The sequence below is a fragment of the Nocardia barduliensis genome (assembly GCF_013315795.1).
Taxonomy (GTDB): domain Bacteria; phylum Actinomycetota; class Actinomycetes; order Mycobacteriales; family Mycobacteriaceae; genus Nocardia; species Nocardia barduliensis.
Map to the genome: position 1 here is coordinate 1 of NZ_JABLTE010000041.1, position 15,657 is coordinate 15,657.

At 65.5% G+C, this 15,657-nt stretch carries 18 protein-coding genes; 7 read left to right on the plus strand and 11 right to left on the minus strand.

Annotation, left to right across the window (positions count from 1 at the left end; all coding sequences use genetic code 11):
* Positions 1 to 163: 163 nt before the first annotated feature.
* Complete coding sequence (locus tag HOV91_RS18955) at positions 164 to 865, plus strand: HAD family hydrolase (protein WP_043736648.1); 702 nt, start codon at positions 164 to 166, stop codon at positions 863 to 865.
* 156 nt (positions 866 to 1,021) lie between these two features.
* On the opposite strand, the gene HOV91_RS18960 is transcribed toward HOV91_RS18955, so the two are convergent.
* Positions 1,022 to 1,381: a hypothetical protein gene (locus tag HOV91_RS18960; RefSeq protein WP_043736650.1), complete on the minus strand. Its 360-nt coding sequence runs from the start codon at positions 1,379 to 1,381 to the stop codon at positions 1,022 to 1,024.
* Between the two features lie 237 nt (positions 1,382 to 1,618).
* Entirely contained in the window at positions 1,619 to 2,122 is a 504-nt protein-coding gene (locus tag HOV91_RS18965) for an HIT family protein (RefSeq protein WP_043736653.1), read from the minus strand.
* A 112-nt stretch (positions 2,123 to 2,234) separates the two neighbouring features.
* Here HOV91_RS18965 and HOV91_RS18970 point away from each other — a divergent pair, with 112 nt between their 5' ends.
* Positions 2,235 to 3,008, plus strand: coding sequence for a class I SAM-dependent methyltransferase (locus tag HOV91_RS18970; protein ID WP_043736656.1), 774 nt, complete (start codon positions 2,235 to 2,237; stop codon positions 3,006 to 3,008).
* A gap of 53 nt (positions 3,009 to 3,061) precedes the next feature.
* Positions 3,062 to 4,006: a dihydrodipicolinate synthase family protein gene (locus tag HOV91_RS18975; RefSeq protein ID WP_082393294.1), complete on the plus strand. Its 945-nt coding sequence runs from the start codon at positions 3,062 to 3,064 to the stop codon at positions 4,004 to 4,006.
* Positions 4,007 to 4,018: 12 nt separating this feature from the next.
* Here the strand turns inward: HOV91_RS18975 and HOV91_RS18980 are convergent, their stop codons facing one another.
* The 4 genes from HOV91_RS18980 to HOV91_RS18995 form a co-directional block, all read right to left on the minus strand.
* Positions 4,019 to 4,630, minus strand: coding sequence for a P-loop nucleotide/nucleoside kinase family protein (locus tag HOV91_RS18980; protein WP_051047265.1), 612 nt, complete (start codon positions 4,628 to 4,630; stop codon positions 4,019 to 4,021).
* 55 nt (positions 4,631 to 4,685) lie between these two features.
* Positions 4,686 to 6,188, minus strand: a complete 1,503-nt coding sequence (sbcD, locus tag HOV91_RS18985) for an exonuclease subunit SbcD (protein WP_113975353.1) — start codon at positions 6,186 to 6,188, stop codon at positions 4,686 to 4,688.
* A 126-nt stretch (positions 6,189 to 6,314) separates the two neighbouring features.
* Positions 6,315 to 7,790, minus strand: a complete 1,476-nt coding sequence (locus tag HOV91_RS18990) for a hypothetical protein (RefSeq protein WP_043736662.1) — start codon at positions 7,788 to 7,790, stop codon at positions 6,315 to 6,317.
* Positions 7,791 to 8,191: 401 nt separating this feature from the next.
* Entirely contained in the window at positions 8,192 to 8,527 is a 336-nt protein-coding gene (locus tag HOV91_RS18995) for a helix-turn-helix domain-containing protein (RefSeq protein WP_197986988.1), read from the minus strand.
* A gap of 436 nt (positions 8,528 to 8,963) precedes the next feature.
* On the opposite strand from HOV91_RS18995, the gene HOV91_RS19000 reads away from it, so the two are divergent.
* Positions 8,964 to 9,272 carry a prevent-host-death family protein gene (locus HOV91_RS19000; protein WP_174186745.1) on the plus strand — a complete coding sequence of 103 codons (309 nt, stop codon included), beginning with the start codon at positions 8,964 to 8,966 and terminating at the stop codon, positions 9,270 to 9,272.
* Between the two features lie 4 nt (positions 9,273 to 9,276).
* Positions 9,277 to 9,798 (plus strand): type II toxin-antitoxin system RelE family toxin, encoded by a 522-nt coding sequence (locus tag HOV91_RS19005; protein WP_174186746.1) that lies wholly within the window; start codon positions 9,277 to 9,279, stop codon positions 9,796 to 9,798.
* A 540-nt stretch (positions 9,799 to 10,338) separates the two neighbouring features.
* Here the strand turns inward: HOV91_RS19005 and HOV91_RS19010 are convergent.
* The 4 genes from HOV91_RS19010 to HOV91_RS19025 all read right to left on the minus strand — a co-directional run bounded on the left by HOV91_RS19010 (position 10,339) and on the right by HOV91_RS19025 (position 12,680).
* The gene (locus HOV91_RS19010) at positions 10,339 to 10,596 is read right to left on the minus strand and encodes an AAA family ATPase (RefSeq protein ID WP_217440733.1); all 258 of its coding nucleotides are present in this window, start codon (positions 10,594 to 10,596) and stop codon (positions 10,339 to 10,341) included.
* A 334-nt stretch (positions 10,597 to 10,930) separates the two neighbouring features.
* The gene (locus HOV91_RS19015) at positions 10,931 to 11,467 is read right to left on the minus strand and encodes a hypothetical protein (protein WP_174186747.1); all 537 of its coding nucleotides are present in this window, start codon (positions 11,465 to 11,467) and stop codon (positions 10,931 to 10,933) included.
* A 212-nt stretch (positions 11,468 to 11,679) separates the two neighbouring features.
* On the minus strand, positions 11,680 to 12,036 hold the full coding sequence (locus HOV91_RS19020) for a DUF2511 domain-containing protein (RefSeq protein WP_174186748.1): 357 nt from the start codon (positions 12,034 to 12,036) through the stop codon (positions 11,680 to 11,682).
* A 194-nt stretch (positions 12,037 to 12,230) separates the two neighbouring features.
* Positions 12,231 to 12,680 carry a hypothetical protein gene (locus HOV91_RS19025; RefSeq protein WP_174186749.1) on the minus strand — a complete coding sequence of 150 codons (450 nt, stop codon included), beginning with the start codon at positions 12,678 to 12,680 and terminating at the stop codon, positions 12,231 to 12,233.
* Positions 12,681 to 12,813: 133 nt separating this feature from the next.
* On the opposite strand from HOV91_RS19025, the gene HOV91_RS19030 reads away from it, so the two are divergent.
* Complete coding sequence (locus HOV91_RS19030; RefSeq protein WP_174186750.1) at positions 12,814 to 13,440, plus strand: TetR/AcrR family transcriptional regulator; 627 nt, start codon at positions 12,814 to 12,816, stop codon at positions 13,438 to 13,440.
* Here the strand turns inward: HOV91_RS19030 and HOV91_RS19035 are convergent.
* On the minus strand, positions 13,424 to 14,089 hold the full coding sequence (locus tag HOV91_RS19035; RefSeq protein WP_174186751.1) for a TetR/AcrR family transcriptional regulator: 666 nt from the start codon (positions 14,087 to 14,089) through the stop codon (positions 13,424 to 13,426). The genes HOV91_RS19030 and HOV91_RS19035 overlap by 17 nt on opposite strands.
* A 101-nt stretch (positions 14,090 to 14,190) precedes the next feature.
* Here HOV91_RS19035 and HOV91_RS19040 point away from each other — a divergent pair, with 101 nt between their 5' ends.
* Entirely contained in the window at positions 14,191 to 15,654 is a 1,464-nt protein-coding gene (locus HOV91_RS19040; RefSeq protein WP_174186752.1) for a cytochrome P450, read from the plus strand.
* The last annotated feature ends 3 nt before the right edge of the window (positions 15,655 to 15,657 follow it).

Here is a 15,657-nt window from a genome sequence, read left to right on the forward strand (position 1 = left end):
CCGAAGCACCCAGCGTGTGGGCCGACGGAGTGCACCTCTCCGAACAAGGCGACGAAACCGTTCGACACATCACCGACCAAGCCATCACCGCCCACCGAGTCCTCGATGGCCTGCTCACCCTCGACAGGCTCGACCGCGCGACCGCGGCTCGGGAATACGCCCAGTGACCCTCGCCCACCCGGCGATCAAGACCATCGCAGACGTTATGCGAAGTGCGGACCCTCCTCGCGTCGTCTTCTGCGATTGGCACGGAGTGCTGTGCCGGAAACCGTTCTGGCACAGCATTACCGACGATCCGGATCACTCCCTTTACGCTGTTCTGAATCGAGAACTGGACCGGCTGTTCACGACAGGCAATCGGGAGGGCCGCGAATGGATGTGCGGAAAGCGCAGCTCCCGCGACATCCTCACCAACCTCGCTGCCACGCACTCGGGCCTCGATGTTGACCAGCTCCTGACGCAACTCGCACACGACATCGCCCACATGCCCGTAAACCAGTCGCTTCTCCGAGCACTGCGTGACGCCCGGTACCACTCGACCGTTGTCCTGGCGACCGACAATATCGACGCGTTCACCAGCACCTTTCACGCCGTCACGTCCAGTCATAACGAACAACCATCAGGCACGGAGACGCTGAAAGAGGCTGCCGCCGTATTCGACGACATCATCAGCTCGAGCGACACCGGCGTACTGAAATCCGAAGACCCTGAAGCCTTCTTCGGCTCCTGGCTGACCACCGCAGGGCTCTCCTTCGGCGAGGCGCTTCTGATCGACGACCGCGCCGACAACTGCGCGGCATTCGAACGATGCGGCGGTGCCGCCATCGAATGGACCCGATATCGGCTGGAAGAGCTGTCCGCCTGAACGAGCCACCGTAGACCTGCTGCCAAATGCAAACCGGAGCGTTCAACCGAGCAGCAGCAAGAACACGAAGCATCAGAAGAGAGCCGACGACCGATGGCCGGTGGATTGATCGGCCACCGGTCGAAGCCCTCTGATTTCTGTGTGGCAGGCCAGCCCCTACTTCAGCGCTTGCAGGGCGGTATGTACCTCAGCGACCTCGTCGAGCAGCATGTCGAGACGGTCGAGCAGGTCCGCCCGCCGTTGATGGGTGCTCACAACAGGCAGTTCCGAAGCCTCGCTGGTGCCGACTTCGGAGCGGTCGAGCGGCTGGTCCGTCGCCGGGGTCGTGCCCTGGTCTTCTCCGAAGATTGTGCTGCATAGTTGGCGGACACGTTCTTCGTCGTTGCGGGAGAAGCGCCACGCTTCACCATCCGAGGTGGGTGTGCCACCGAGTTCGTCCGCCGCGTCGTGGAAACGGCGGTCGTATGGTGCCTCGACTTCGACCTCGGACCCGACCGAGATGATTACACTTTGCATTGCGGAGCCCTTTCTCCGTACCTGCCCCGGTCTGGTGTTGGCCCACCAGCCGGGGCGTCTCAATTCTGGCGGATACGACGCTATATGTGCGCCCGGAGACCATCAATAGGTAATTCAGCGAAAAGATTTCCACAGCAATATTTTTCGCGAGTCCATCGGAAAACAATTTAGGGATTGGTCCTACACTTGGCGGTTACTCAGCTACCTGCGGATATGAATTCTTCGACGCATGGTGGTTCAGTTCGTGCCGTCGGCAGCCAAGGCGGCGCGGATGAGGCCGGCGAGTTCGACTGCCTGCTCCAGAGACCAGGACAGTATTCCGTTTTCCGCCATCAGGGCATGGAATTGCTGTTCGCGGTAGGGCACTCCAGGTGGTAGGGCGGCAACGTGCCAGTGGAGGTGAGCGTTGCCCTGTTGGCTGCCGAGACTGGCGATATATAGCCGTTCGGTGGGGACCACCGTTTGCAGTGCTCTCCCAACGCGGCGAACCATTCTCATCAGTCGCAGATATTCGTCTTCGTCCAGGTCGTCAACCACATGCTCATGGTGATGTTTCGGCGAAACGAGCACGTAGCCGGGCAGGGTCGGATACCGGGACAGGAACGCGATGTTCTCATCGTCCTCAGCAACGATCTGCTCAAGCTTCGAGTCGTGCTGTCCCGCGACGATGGCGCAGATGAAGCACGGTTTCGAGCGAACCCGCCGTTCATAGTCGTCGATGTCGAACGAGATGCGTTCCATGACAACGATTCTGCGCCGATCCTGCTCACGAAGGCGCCGGAACGGCACGATAATTACGCGGCGCGGTGCCGCCTGATCGGGGTGGTCGCGGTGAGCAGAAGGAGCTGAATCAATGATGTTCGACGACAAGTTGGGCGAGTTCCAGCAATGGCAGGCCAGCCCATGGGGCAGGCTGCGGTACACGGTGGCGATGGCGAACCTTGTCCGGCACCTGCCCGCCGAGCGAGGACTGGAGATCCTCGATGTCGGTGGTGGCAATGGTGTGGAAGCGGTTGAACTCGCTCGACGCGGACACCACGTCACCATCGCCGACCCCTCACCCCAGTCCCTCGCCGAAGCGAACACGATCGCCTCCGAGCGTGGCGTCCGCGACCACATCACCACATACCCGGCCGATATCGACTCCCTCGGCGCCACGCTGGGCACCGACGGCTTCGATGTCGTGCTACTGCATAACGTGCTTCAGTACCTTCCGGAGAGGGAACGCACCGCAACCATGCTGGCGGACCAGCTTCGGCCGGCTGGGGTGCTGTCGCTGATAGCACCCAACGCTGACACCGACCCACTGCTGAGTGCGGTGCGTGGCCTGGATCTGGACGAAGCACTGTGGCTGCTGGATAGCCCCACCCGGTACAGCGGCGCGTACGACACCAGAACTCACGCCTGCTATGCCGACCGGGTCGCGGCGGACCTGCGCACGGCGGAGCTGAGCGTTATCGGGAGGTACGGCATCCGCTGTGTCTGCGACCTCATCGTCGACGACTCCCGCAAGTCCGACCCGGATTTCTACAGCAAGCTCGAGCGGCTGGAACTCACCTTGTCCCACCGCGCTCCGTACACCCATACCGCACGGTTCTTCCACCTCATCGCAGCCCGCGCACAGTAGATGCTCCGCACGGCGTACGTCCCGAGGCGTTCGCCGAGCCTCTCGTCCGCACGATGCGCTGCGGAGAGCGTGGGAGGCTGGGGGCCGTGACCGAATCCTTCTCCTGTCCGATTGTCGCTACGGTAACGCCGTACCAACGTGGCGGTCACCTGGATCTTTCGGCGTTGAGCGACTATCTGGATCTGATTGGGGCTGCGGGTGTCGAGACGGTCCTGGTCAACGGAACCACCGGGGAATTCGCCAGTCTGACGGTGCGCGAGCGGATCCAGGTCGCCGAGCACTGCCGAAGCAGGTGGAGCGGTGTCCTGGTCGTGCACGTGGGTGCATGCGCGGTCGGTGATGCCGTGGAATTGGCGCGCCACGCCAGCGACTTCGCCGATGCGCTGGCGGTGATGAACCCGTTCTTCTTCGCCGAGGCTGCCGAAACCGGGATCGGGGCCTACTTCCGCGCAGTGTTGCCGCACTGCCTGCGCCCGACACTGCTGTACAACTTCCCACGCCACACCCAGGCACCAATCCCACCGCGGCTCGCCGCGCAGCTGGCCGGAGAGTTTCCGCAGCTGACCGGGATCAAAGACTCCGGGAAGGACCGCTCATTGACCTACGAGTATCAGCAGATCGGCCCCGACTTCCGGGTGTATCTCGGTGACGACCGGATCGGGGCCCGGATCGCGGAGATCGGGGCGGCCGGGGTGGTCACCGGCGCCGGAGGGCCGGTCGCGGAGCTGCCGGTAGCGGTCGCAGCGGCGGTGGCGGCCGGTGACATCGAGCGTGCCCAGGCCCGGCAACACGAATTCGACCGCTACACCGACGCCCGTAAACGACTACCCATCAGCGATGTCGCCTTCGCCAAAGCCGCGGTGTCGACCCGGCTGCCCGGGTTCCCGACCCTAGTCCGGCCACCGCTGACCTCAGCATCACCCGAACATGCGCGAGAGATCCACACGGTCATGAGATCGATACTTCCGCTACTCCACCGTGACAACCCGGCGTACTGATCAGAATCCGGTTCAGTTTTCGATCACGAGATCGCACACTGTGCGGGCCAGTTCCCGAACTCCGGAATCGAGAACACCGGACCGATACCCAGTCCAGTCCGCCAACTTGGGTGCGTCGCGGGCAGAACCCCGTGCGATCATCCGCTGTCGAACCTGTTCGGTGGGCGAGTCTATCCACACGGTCACGACCGGCAGGTCCGCCTCAGCTTCGGTGTGCTGTCGCATGAAAACTCCCAACGGAAGTCCTGCGGCGCCTGCCGCACGCATGGTCGACAGGAACGGTGCGTCCAGCACCACCGGGTGGTGGGTGGCCACGGTCAGGCCGGTACGGATGAGGCTGTCGTAGATGCCCGGCGCAACGACCTCGCGGTAGGTGTCGGAATCGCGATCGAACGGATCGCCGGTCAGCCGCGTCATTACCGACTCCTCCAACGCCGGTGCGAGTGTGTCCTTGTCCAACACGACCGCGCCCATCCCCGCGGCGAGCCACCGCGCGGCCGAGGACTTGCCTGATGCGGGGAATCCGCAAATCACCATCGCACCAGTGCTCCGGATCGGTGCCGCCGCCTGGTCGAGCTGCTCGCAGACCAGGGCGGCCAGGGACGTCGACTGCTGTTCTTTCATCACCGATGGACTCCATCACACTTGCTTGCGCTGGCGAATTCAAGCCGCGTGCTGGTCACGTTGCGGGAACCGGTGTGCGTGCGCGGTGGGCGCGAACACGGCATTTGCCGGAGCAGTACAGTGCTGGTCTGCCACCGCGGCGCTGTTTCAGTGGCGCCGCGCACCCCGGTGCGGCGCAGATCCCAAGACGGTTCGGGCGACCTTCGGCAAGGCCGGGCCGTTCGGCCGGCGTCGGCGGTAGGGTGTGGCAGCCGTCCCGGTGTACTGGCCACTGGCTTTCGGTGCGCCACAGCTGGCGGTGGGTGCCGTGGTCGTCGACCTCGTAGGGTTGATAGCCGAGCCGAGCCAGTTCGGCGGCGTCGAGTCCGCGTTCGCGATGGAAGGTGTTGATGGTCGAGGCGCCGATGGCGCTGCGAATCTGGAAGCAGGGGCGTCCAGGGTGCGCGCCGCAGCGTAGGCACGGCTGGTCCATTTCGCCGTAGAACCCGCGCCAAAGCTCGCCGGTCACAGGCATGCTTGTGGCGAGGGACGCGTGTGGTTCGGCTTCATCAGGATGAAGTGGAGTCACGCTCGCGGTGACGGGATCGACCCATTCCGCGCGAACCAGGAACGGGAACCGCCTGCGTAGCTGCTTCCATGCCCCGGATGGCCGAAAGGCGTCTGTCAGCGTTGCGTGCACGTAGTCCAGCGACCGCGTGGCGGCCGTGAGCTCGGTGAGGGTGCCTTCGACCCGGACCAGTCCAGACGGCATGAGTAGAGGGACTTCGGTGGTCGAGGTCAGCCCGTCTGCGCCGAGGTCGATCATGCAGACCGATTTCGGCGGGTCGAAATCGATGGGCCGCGGGCCGAAGTCGTAGACATAGGGCAGAGGCGAGCCCGAGTAGCGGACCGCGCGGGAGACCGCGTGCGGCCAGTGTAGGTCACCGAGCGCGACATAGTCGATTCCGGCGAACACCTCGACCGGGACCGTGTGACGGCTACCGACCCGCAACCGTTCCGGACCGCGTTCGGTGGGGTCGGCCACTGGAACATGACCGACCACCACCGAACGCGCTTCCGGACGGCCCGCCAGGTCCGCACGCACTCGCGTCATCGCGGTAAGCCAGCGATCGGCGTGCGACCGGCCCGCACCACAACCGAGCGCGGATCCAGTGAACTGCAGACATGGAACCCCGTACACCGCGACAGACCCGTGCTCGTCGTCGAACAACACCGGCCTGCCGATGCCGGCCACGCTGGTCACCAAGTGCAACCCGCCTGCGGCAGAGAACACTGCTCCGGCTCCCAGACGGATCGGTGAGTCATGGTTACCTGCTATTATCAGCAGCTGCGCGCCAGCAGCTCGGATCGCGGCGAACGCGTCCTGACACACAGCAACCTCGGCCTCAGATGGATCGGTTCTGTCGTATATATCGCCAGCGACGACCACGAGATCGACTTCCCACTCCTCTACGAGTGCTGGGATCTCCCCGACGAGTATGACCCGCTGAGCGGCCAGCAAGGGCATGCCACGCATCCGGAACCCGATATGCCAGTCGGACGTGTGCAGGATCCGCATGCGCGACAGGATATTCCGCGCCACTGACAACTCTCGCGGACCGGGGTCACAGTGCCCAGGGGTACCCGCAAGGAGTTCCAGCGGTGGGCCTTCGTGCGGCAGGCGCCGGCCGTTTCGCTGCTCCGATTACCAGCCGAAGTAGCTGCGGATGAGCAATTCGTCCGGGCGTGGCTCGGGTATATGGAGGTCTTTTGGCGCGCATCCGAGGAGTGGGTGGGCGTCTGCGGTGGGGTCGGTGGGGTGGTGGAACAGGATCAATTCGATCACTGTGTCGACGTAGGCGAGCGCCGTGGTCATCAAGGTGACCGCGAAGGTGGCCAAGTCGCCGACGGTCGTCGGTTCGGCCGACAGGACCGTGGTGCTGGCCTTCCAGACGCCGAGTTTGGCGACCTGTTGCTGGGTGAGTTTCACGTCGTCGAGCAGGTCGAGGTTTACGGCGATGGTGGTAGCGCTGCCGTATCCACGGCTCGGTACCGGCCCAGTCGGCAGTACGGCCTCATGGATGTAGTTGCGCAGTGTCGAGGTGATGTAGGCGTAGGTTCTGTATTCGACGATCCGGTCCACGATCTCACCGGCGGCGTATTTCTCGACGATGTGGCTGGTGATTAGGGGCAGAGAGTGCAGGCTCTTGGGTTCGTTCCTCTTCGGTCCCCGGCCGTCGTGCAGCCGTCTGAACAGTCGGCCGAATGTGTCGAATACTGCGGTCAGGTAGAGCAGTTCGCGGTCGAATGCCTCGCTGACCCGCTCGGTGGTATCGGCGGTAGGTGTGTGCGGCCCGTTGTGGGTCGACAGTGCGGCCAGCAACTCGTCGAGCGCGCGCAGCGCGCGCTGGGCCCGTGCCGAGATCGAGCCGAGGTCGGAGACGACATCGGTGTGCCTGCCCATCAGGGCGGCCACCATCAGGTGGCGAAGATGCGGGATGTGGCTCTCGATCCCGATGTGGTAGACCCCGCTGACCGATCCGGCGCGCAGATCGTCGTAGACGATGACGCCCGTTCGGTTGTACCGCAGGCTCAGGTTTCCCGTCATGCGCAGATAGTGACCGAATATCGGTAGCAGGTCGGGAGGGGTGATCATGGCGGCGATATCGTTGTCGGCGACTTCGGGTCGGCCCGCGGTCGGCGCCTCGGTCACCACAACGTCTAGCCCGAGTTTGAGGGCCACGGCCGCCAGCGCTGCGGCGCGGTAGCGGTCTTCCTCGGTGAGGTCGGATTCTGCCGACTGTAGGGCGTCGAGGTTGGCGTAGACGCCGAAGAACGGGCACCAGCCGCCGAAGGTCTGCTCGCCTGCGGTGTAGGTGGTCACCCAGACCTGCGACGCGTCGGCGATCTTTTCCAGTTCGCCGAAGCTGTGATAGTCCACGACATGCACGATCGCGCAATCGAGGCGCTGCCTCCACGGTTCGGTCAGATCGTCGTGTTGCTCGCCGAATACGAGGAACGCGGGCTCGATTTCCGGGCGCCGTCGCAGCACCGATACGAAGTCGGCGATATCGGGCGGCTCGGCCCCCAGGGTCGACAGATCCAGGCCGACTCGCAGCGGGCCGCGTCGCCGGGACGAGTGGATACAACGGCCGATGCTCGCCATGTGGTGCACGGACATACCTCATGAAGCGATGCTCCGGCGCGTCGTGGGGCAGTACCAGCCCCTCAGTGCCGGTCACGCCGAAAGTCTCTCCCGCCACGGCAGTCCGGCGCTACATCTGTTTCGATGACAGCGCCCGGTGTAGCGGGTCGGCCTGGTGGTGGTTCGGCCAGCCGCCTGTTCTGGTTTCTCGTCGGCGGTCGCCGTGCTCCGGCGGGGCCCGGCGGCCGTCGAACCAGCCGCGGACGGCGATGAATCGGAGCTGGCCGGGCCGTCCGCGTCTCATTCGATAAAGCCCGGCTCCATCGGCCGATGGCATCTCTACCCCAGGGGCTCATCGCCACGATCCGCCACCGACCGGTCATCCGGGCCGCAGTCTCGGAACACCTCTCCTTACGAGGCGATAGCGTAGCCACCGATTACACTCGCGCTCTCCCATGAGGATCCCGCGTGGGTATTCCGCGCCGACGAAGTGCCGTCAGGACGGTGGTGTGGTTGACGTCGAGATGGTTGCCGACCCGGGCGAGTGACCAGCCGAGCTTGTAGAGATGGATGGCGGTGTCGACCTGGTCGGGGGACAGCCCGCGGCGGCGCATCGGTACCTCGTGTCGGTGGAGGATATTGCTGACTGTGCGCCGTTCGATACCGAATCGGGCAGCCAGTTCATACACGGTTGCTCCGGCCTGGTAGCCGGTGATCAGCTCCGCGACTTCATCGGCGTCGAGTTGCCGTGCCCGCCGGGGTCTGATTCTCACCACAGGCGGTGGGGCCGATGTTGTGGGGTCGGGTAGCTTCTGGATCAGGTTTTCCAGGGCTTCCGCCTGCGTTTCAGGGCTTCTACCTGCGCTTTTAGGGTTGTAGTAAGGTCCCCCAAGGTCCACCAAGTCACAAAGCCGCAGGTAGAGTACCTGCGGCTTTGTTGTATTCGATCAGTACCCGAGCGCTCCGTCAGGTGTGGCAACTCTGGAGATCACCGGTGGTCGGCTCGGGCGACGGTAATGGGGTTGTAGGTCGGTCGGCGAGGGTGCGGACCACAAACGCCGTCGACCCCAGGCAGGTAGACGGTCGCCGTTGCGGTGCCGGCCTGGGACACGCTCTGTCTGGAGCCCGGTCGTGCAAAGGACGGCGGAGGTGGTTCCCGACAGGCGACACGTCATGGAGAATCTAGCTAGAATTCTGTACAGTTATGGCATGTCCATCCTGCGCAACACTCGTGAACTCAGCGTTTCCGACGCTGCGCAGCGAGGCGTGGCTGGACTGGTAGCGGATGCCGAACGAGGCACCGACCTGGTGGTCACTCGCCACCGCCAGCCGGTTGCGGCCGTGGTCAGCATGGATCGGCTCGCCGAGCTGGATCGCGCGGAGTCCGACCTGCGCGATCTCGCACTGGTGCTCGCCCGAGCCGCGACCGACAGCGGGAACCGAACGTCACTAGACGATGTGCTCGGCGCCTTCGGTCACACGAGAGAATCCCTCGCCGAACTCGACGACCACGAGTAAGCCGATGGTCGAAGTCCTCTTCACCGATGCGGCAATCGACGACCTTCGAAAACTCGGCCCCGACGCCGTGCCCAAAGTCCTCAAAAAGATCCTCCTGTTACTGGATTCACCGCAAGCCGGCTATCCACTCGGCGGCGAACTGACCGGGTTCCGCAAACTTGTCGTCGGCCGCAACACCTGGCGGATCGTGTACCGGGTCGTCGACCAGCAGACCATCGAGATCTGCGAGATCTGGGCAATCGGAGTACGCGCCGACTCCGAGGTCTACGCGGAAGCAACCGCCCGCATCGTCGCGGCCGCCAGTCGGCTACCGGAATTCAGCAAGCTCGGCGAAGCGGTCGAGCGACTCGGCCGCAGTGCCGAATCGCTCGATATCCCGCCGACACCGATTCGCGAACCTGTGCCCGATTGGCTTGCACGGCGATTGATCCACACGGTCGGCATGGCTCCCGCCGAGGTCGCGGCACTCAGTCTCGAACAGGCCGTCGACCGCTGGGCCGAATACACCTCTGAGCCATCAACGTAACCTGGCCGAACACGATCCTCCGCGCCGGATTCCCACCGGTTTGATCCGATCGCCGACAACTCGGTGAAATTCAGCAGTCCACGCCAGGGTATACCTGCCGAACGCCCACCGGCCTGATACGAATCGCTGGCCCTTCGACCGTCAAAGTGTTCGGGTTGTGGAGCGTTAGATCCACCATTGAAAGGCGAGTGCTTTGTAGAGCACTCTCCTTTGGTTTCGCATGCTGGTTCCCCATCGACACGCTGCCGAGCACATGGGTGACCCGGGAGCCCCGGGCCGGGCTACGCCCTGAACGTTGTGCGAACTTGGAAATACGATCAGGGCTGAGGTAGCTCCCATAGCGCGCTGACCGGCATCGCCAGCATCTTCGGGCCGAAGGGCAGCGTTTGTTGACCGGTGTGCAGCACGATACCGACGACGAAGTCGTCGCCCAGTAGATCAGCGAGGTGGTGAAGGTGGCGGGAGTCGTCTGGGCCTACCGTGGATGGGCAACGACCTGGGCCTCGGAATGAACACAGTCAAGTGGTATCTGTCTCTGCTCTAAGCAGGAACTCGAACAGATGCCTTGATCGACAACAGCAACTCGGGCGCACGCTGGATCTCATCAATCACCATCAGATCCGGGAAGTCGACGAATCCATCGGGATCGTTGATCGCCGCCTGCCGGGTCAAGGAAACGTCCAGGTCGCGCCACTCGATGTCACGGTCCTTGGCGATGAGGCGGACCAGGGTGATCTTGCCGCTCTGACGGGCACCGTTGACGAGGACGACGCGGGTATCGGCGAGGGCGTCGGCCACTGCGGCCTCCAAGCGGCGCGGCAGGGCCGGTCCGAGTCGGGTTTGCAACGCTTCGTCCCCTCGCTGCTCAGCCTGCCGATAGACGGCTCTTCCCTGGCAATTTGGCCGGTCCGAGTCTGGCAATTTGGTCGGGGCAGCTTAGCAATATGGTCGCAGTGTCGGTGGCAAGTATGTCGCCTAAAGCGTCGCAATTGGTCGCGGCTCGGTCGCGTTGCGCTGTGCCGCAAGCGCGCTGCCCTCCGGTGCATCGGCGCATCCCCGACCATGCACGCATCTCTCGCAGGAGAGTCGGAGGCGGAAGGGCTGGAGCGCTCGCACCGCGCGTTCTACGCACTCAAGCGATCGCAGTCCGCAAAGCGAACCAGCCTGTGGTGGGGTCGGCGAAGCCGTGGTAGGTGAGGCGGACTCGTTGGTCTACTTCGAAGAGGCGGTAGACGGCGAGCATGGCTCGGGAGGTTGCCTCTTGTTGGAAGTCGTCGATGCGGCGGTAGCCGATGGGGTGTTCGGGGAGTAGGGCCAGGCGGGTCAGTTCGGCGGGGTCGTTGACGTCGAGGCCCATCGGTGTGATGGCGGTGATGTGGTGGTCGTGCAGGATGGCGTGGATCTGGTGCGGGTCGGGGCGGGTGGTGTGGAACACCTGGAGTTCGGTGCGGACGCCTCGATCGGGGGGAGCCGGCTCGCTCTGCACCAAGTCGATCAGCTCGGCGTCGGGGGTGGGGGCGCCGGTGTCGTCGGAGAGCGGGGCCTGTTCCAGCAGGTGCAGCATGTTGCCGCCGGGAATGAGTGGCTCCGGGGCCAGGAACAGGGTGACGGTGGGGCAGACGCAACCTTCGCCGAGTAGACAGACGCGCATATGGAACGAGTCGGGCATGCGGCCCTCCTCCATGGGAACCGGGCCGGATGTACCGGCCCATGCCGGATCGGGACTTCGAGTTATGCCGATCGCGGAGTTGCCGTAGCGCTTCGGCGGTCGACCGTGCCGCAGTTCCCCAGTCTAGGAGCCGGGCACCGCCTACGCATTGGCATCGCGCGCCTACTTTCCCGGTTCCGCCACCGCGAAGGCCGGGACCGGAAGCCGGGTGCTCAGCCGTGCACGTGGCACAGGGCCAAGGCCCTGGTCCGGAGGGCTCCGAGGCTGATCTTGTCGTGGTCCGCGCCGGTGGCACGCAGGGGTTCGATGTCGGCCACTCCGGCGTCGGACGCGTTGTCGTTCAAGGCGTAGGCGGCGCCACCCGGGTCGATGAACACGGCCTGGTCGCCGGGGCGGCATTCCAGGGTGCCGTGGTCGACGGTGAGCGGCCAGAGGTAGCCGAGGTTCTCGCTGCGGATCGCTTGGCTGCTCGAGGTGGGCGCGGGAAGAGGCGACGGAGTTGGGTGAGCCGGATTCTTCGGACCTGAGCCGCCGCCGCACGCGCACGTGGCCAACAGACCGGCAATCATGCATATCAAGCCTGTCCGGCCGGCATTCCTCGGCAGGGTATCGATGCGCCATGTCCGCACGGTCATCCGCGTTGCCCCCCTTTTGCGGTCGCGCAGTCCCCCTGCGCTCCGCAGGCAGCCTACCGACCGAAACCACTGTCGCGCCACAACTTCGGTTTCAGACCTACACGGATCCCTGCGGGCCGAACCGCGGCTCAGCTGATCCGGATCTCGGCTGTCGGGGCCGACACGTGGGGGTAGTCGGTAGTGACGTCGACCTGCACGCGACCGGGGCCGGTGGGTAAGGCGGTGAAGACGGTCGCGGGTGTCTGGTTGGGGGCCGTGTCGTCGGTGACCGGCATGGCCACGGTGCCCGTGGCGCCGGTGTCGAGATTGCGCCAATGCACGAAGGCCGTGAAGGTGCACGGCATACCCACCGGTGTGGAGCTGACAAAGTTGATGCCGAAACGGGCGGCGCCGGGTGTTCCGGTGGGCGAGGAGATGCCCGCCTCGCCCTGGCCGTAGCAGGTGTCGCCGAAGGTGCGGATGACGCCGATGCTCACGAACGCCGGTTGATCGGCTGTCGCCGGGGGCGCCGCCGTGAGCGCGCCGGTGCACAACGCCGCCAGCAGGGCGGTTCGTCCGGCCGGTCCATTGCCTCTCACTGTCGATCACGCTCCTTCTGATTCGAAGCATTCTCGGACGGCCATTGTGCCTCGTCGCGCATCGTTCCCGGCTGCGATTGCCGCGCATCGTGGAAGACGCCCGACCCCGTGCGCGAATGCTTAGCATCGGTACGTGGAGCGAGGATCGTTGCTGAAAGCGCGGGCGGGCGGGAAACTGCACGGCGGAAATCACGGCATCGCGCCGGAAGAGGTGGTCGCGGCGCAGCGGTCCCGGATGCTGGTGGCGATGATCGAGGCGGCCGCGGACAAGGGGTACGCGGCGGCGACGGTGGCGGACGTGCTGAAGCGGGCCGAGGTGTCGCGGGTGACCTTCTACCAGCATTTCGCGAACAAGGAGGCGTGCTTCCTCGCCGCCTACGACATGGCCGTGGAAATCGTGATGACCCGCATCGGGGACGCGCTCGCGGGCGATGGCACCGCGCTGGAGCGGATCGATCGCGCGCTCGCCGCGTACTTCGCCACCTTGGCGCAGGAACCGCAGGTCGCGAAGGTCTTCCTGGTGGAGGTGTACGCGGCGGGCAGGCCGGTGCTGGAGCGGCGGCTGGCGACCCAGGCCGCTCTGGTCGACGGATTCGCGGCGGCGCTGGGGGCGACCCGGCCGCATCAGCAGCTGGTGGGCGAGGCGGTGATCGGCGCGGTGGTGTCGCTGGCGACCAATCGCGTCGTCGCGGGGGACTTCGCCGCGCTGCCGGGGCTGCGCGAGCCGCTGCTTTCCGCGCTGATCAGGAATCTGGTGTGAGGCCGGACAGTCGTCCGGCGACCGCGGGCAGCCGATCGATCATCGCCACGGTGTAATCCGCGAGCAGCGCGATCAGCCCGTCCCGGTCGACGTCGAGTCCGCCGTCCAGCCAGACCAGCACCAATTCGGCCGCGCCGCCGGTGATCAGCTGGGAGGTCGCCGCGATCGCGGTGTCCTGTCCTTCGGGCAGTTCGAGCACCAGCCGGGTCTGCTCGATGATGGCGTCGGCTACCTGGCGCATGCCCGCGAACCGGCTGCGCATCAGCGCCTCGTTGCCGTAGGTCTGGGCGAACGCCACCTTCGCCCGCCGCGGATCGTCGGTGAGTTCCACGATGAGGGCCGCGACCCCCGCGCGGATCCGGTCGCCGGGCGTGCCCGTGGTCTCGGCGATCGCGGCCTTCGCCCGGTCGAGCGCCGCCTGCTGGATCTCGACCAGCACGCCGGCGGCGAGCGCGTCGAGATCGGGGAACGCTTCGTAGAAGAATCGCGGCCCCACCTTGGCCTGTTCGCACACGCCGCGCACGGTGAGCGCCGACAACCCCTGGGTGCCGATGATGTCCAGGGCGGCGTCCAGCAGCCTCCTGCGCCGATCCTCGCGGCGCTCGGCCGTGGAGGCTCCGCGGTAGGTGCCGCTGACGGTACGGGTCACCTCGCCAGCTTGGCACAGCCACAATTGGGAAACAAACGTTTACGGAAACGCTTGTTTCCTATATGGTCTGACCATCGCAGTGTCGCGAAGGGAAGACTGCTATGAGTCTGCTTGTGCCCCAGTCGGTCAACGAGGTCGCCGGCACGGTCCGTCAGGCGCGGGTCACCTGGGCGTGGCACGCGCAGCGGGCGGCTGCGCGGCTGGTCGCGTCCTACCCCACGGTGGTGCGCCCGCTGGCCGATCCGCCGCCCGGCAGTGGACTGAAACCGGTGCTCGGCGACTTCGGGCCGCCGGGGATCGGTTACACCCTGCACGCGCTGGCCGACCCGATCGAGTTCGCGCGGATGCGATTCGATCGTCTGGGCCCGGTGCAGTGGATGGGCATGCTCGGTCGGCGGATGGTCACCTTCGGCAGCCCGGAGGGATACGAGGCGGTGATGCTGGACCGGGACAAGGTGCTCTCCGCGCAGCGCGCCTGGGAGTGGCTGATCGGCCCGTTCTTCCGCGGCGGGTTGTTGCTGCGCGATTTCGACGAGCACCTGTTCCACCGCCGCATCATGCAGCAGGCCTTCACCCGTCCTCGGTTGATCGGCTACCTCGGCCTGACCACGCCGCGCATCACCCGTGGCATCGATCGATGGGAGCCGGGCGAGGACTTCCGCGTCTATCGCGCGATCAAGGAGCTGCTGCTCCAGCAGGCCACCGAGGTCTTCGCGGGCGCGGAGCTCAGCGCCGACGCCGCACGGCTGGAGCGCGCCTTCGAGGACGCGGTGCGCGGTGGGGCCGCGATGATCCGGGCGAACGTGCCGGGCGGGGTGTGGGCCCGCGGCGTGCGCGGGCGCCGCGTGCTCGAGGAGCATTTCCGCCGTGAGCTGCCCGCCAAACGCGCGAGCGGCGGCGACGACCTGTTCAGTGTGCTGTGCCGGATGAGCACCGCGGACGGCGAGACCTTCACCGACGCCGAGGTGGTCGAGCACATGATCTTCGTGATGATGGCCGCCCACGACACCAGCACCATCGCCGCGTCGATGCTCGTCTACGAACTCGGCAGGCATCCGGAATGGCAGGAGCGGCTGCGCGCGGAATCCGTCGCGCTGGGCAAGCCCGCCCTCGACTACGACGATCTCGACCGCCTGCCCTCGCTCGACCTCGCGTTCAAGGAGGCGCTGCGGGTCTATTCGCCGGTGGCCCAGCAGGTTCGCGAAACCATCGCCGACACCGACATCCTCGGGTACTACCTGCCGAAGGGGACGCTCATCATGTGCGGCACCTACGGCCTCATGCGCAACGAGGCGTACTGGCACGATGCCGACGTCTTCGATCCGGAACGTTTCGCCGACCACCGCAGGGAGGACAAATCGCACCGCTTCGCCTGGGCGCCCTTCGGCGGCGGCGCGCACAAGTGCATCGGCCTCTACTTCGGCGGCATGACGGTGAAAGCCGTTGTGCACCAGATGTTGTTGCGGTATCGCTGGAGCGTGCCGGACGGCTATCGGATGCCGCTGGTCGCCGGAACCGGCCCGGTGCCCGCCGATGGCCTGCCCATCCGGCTGGAACGGATCTGACCG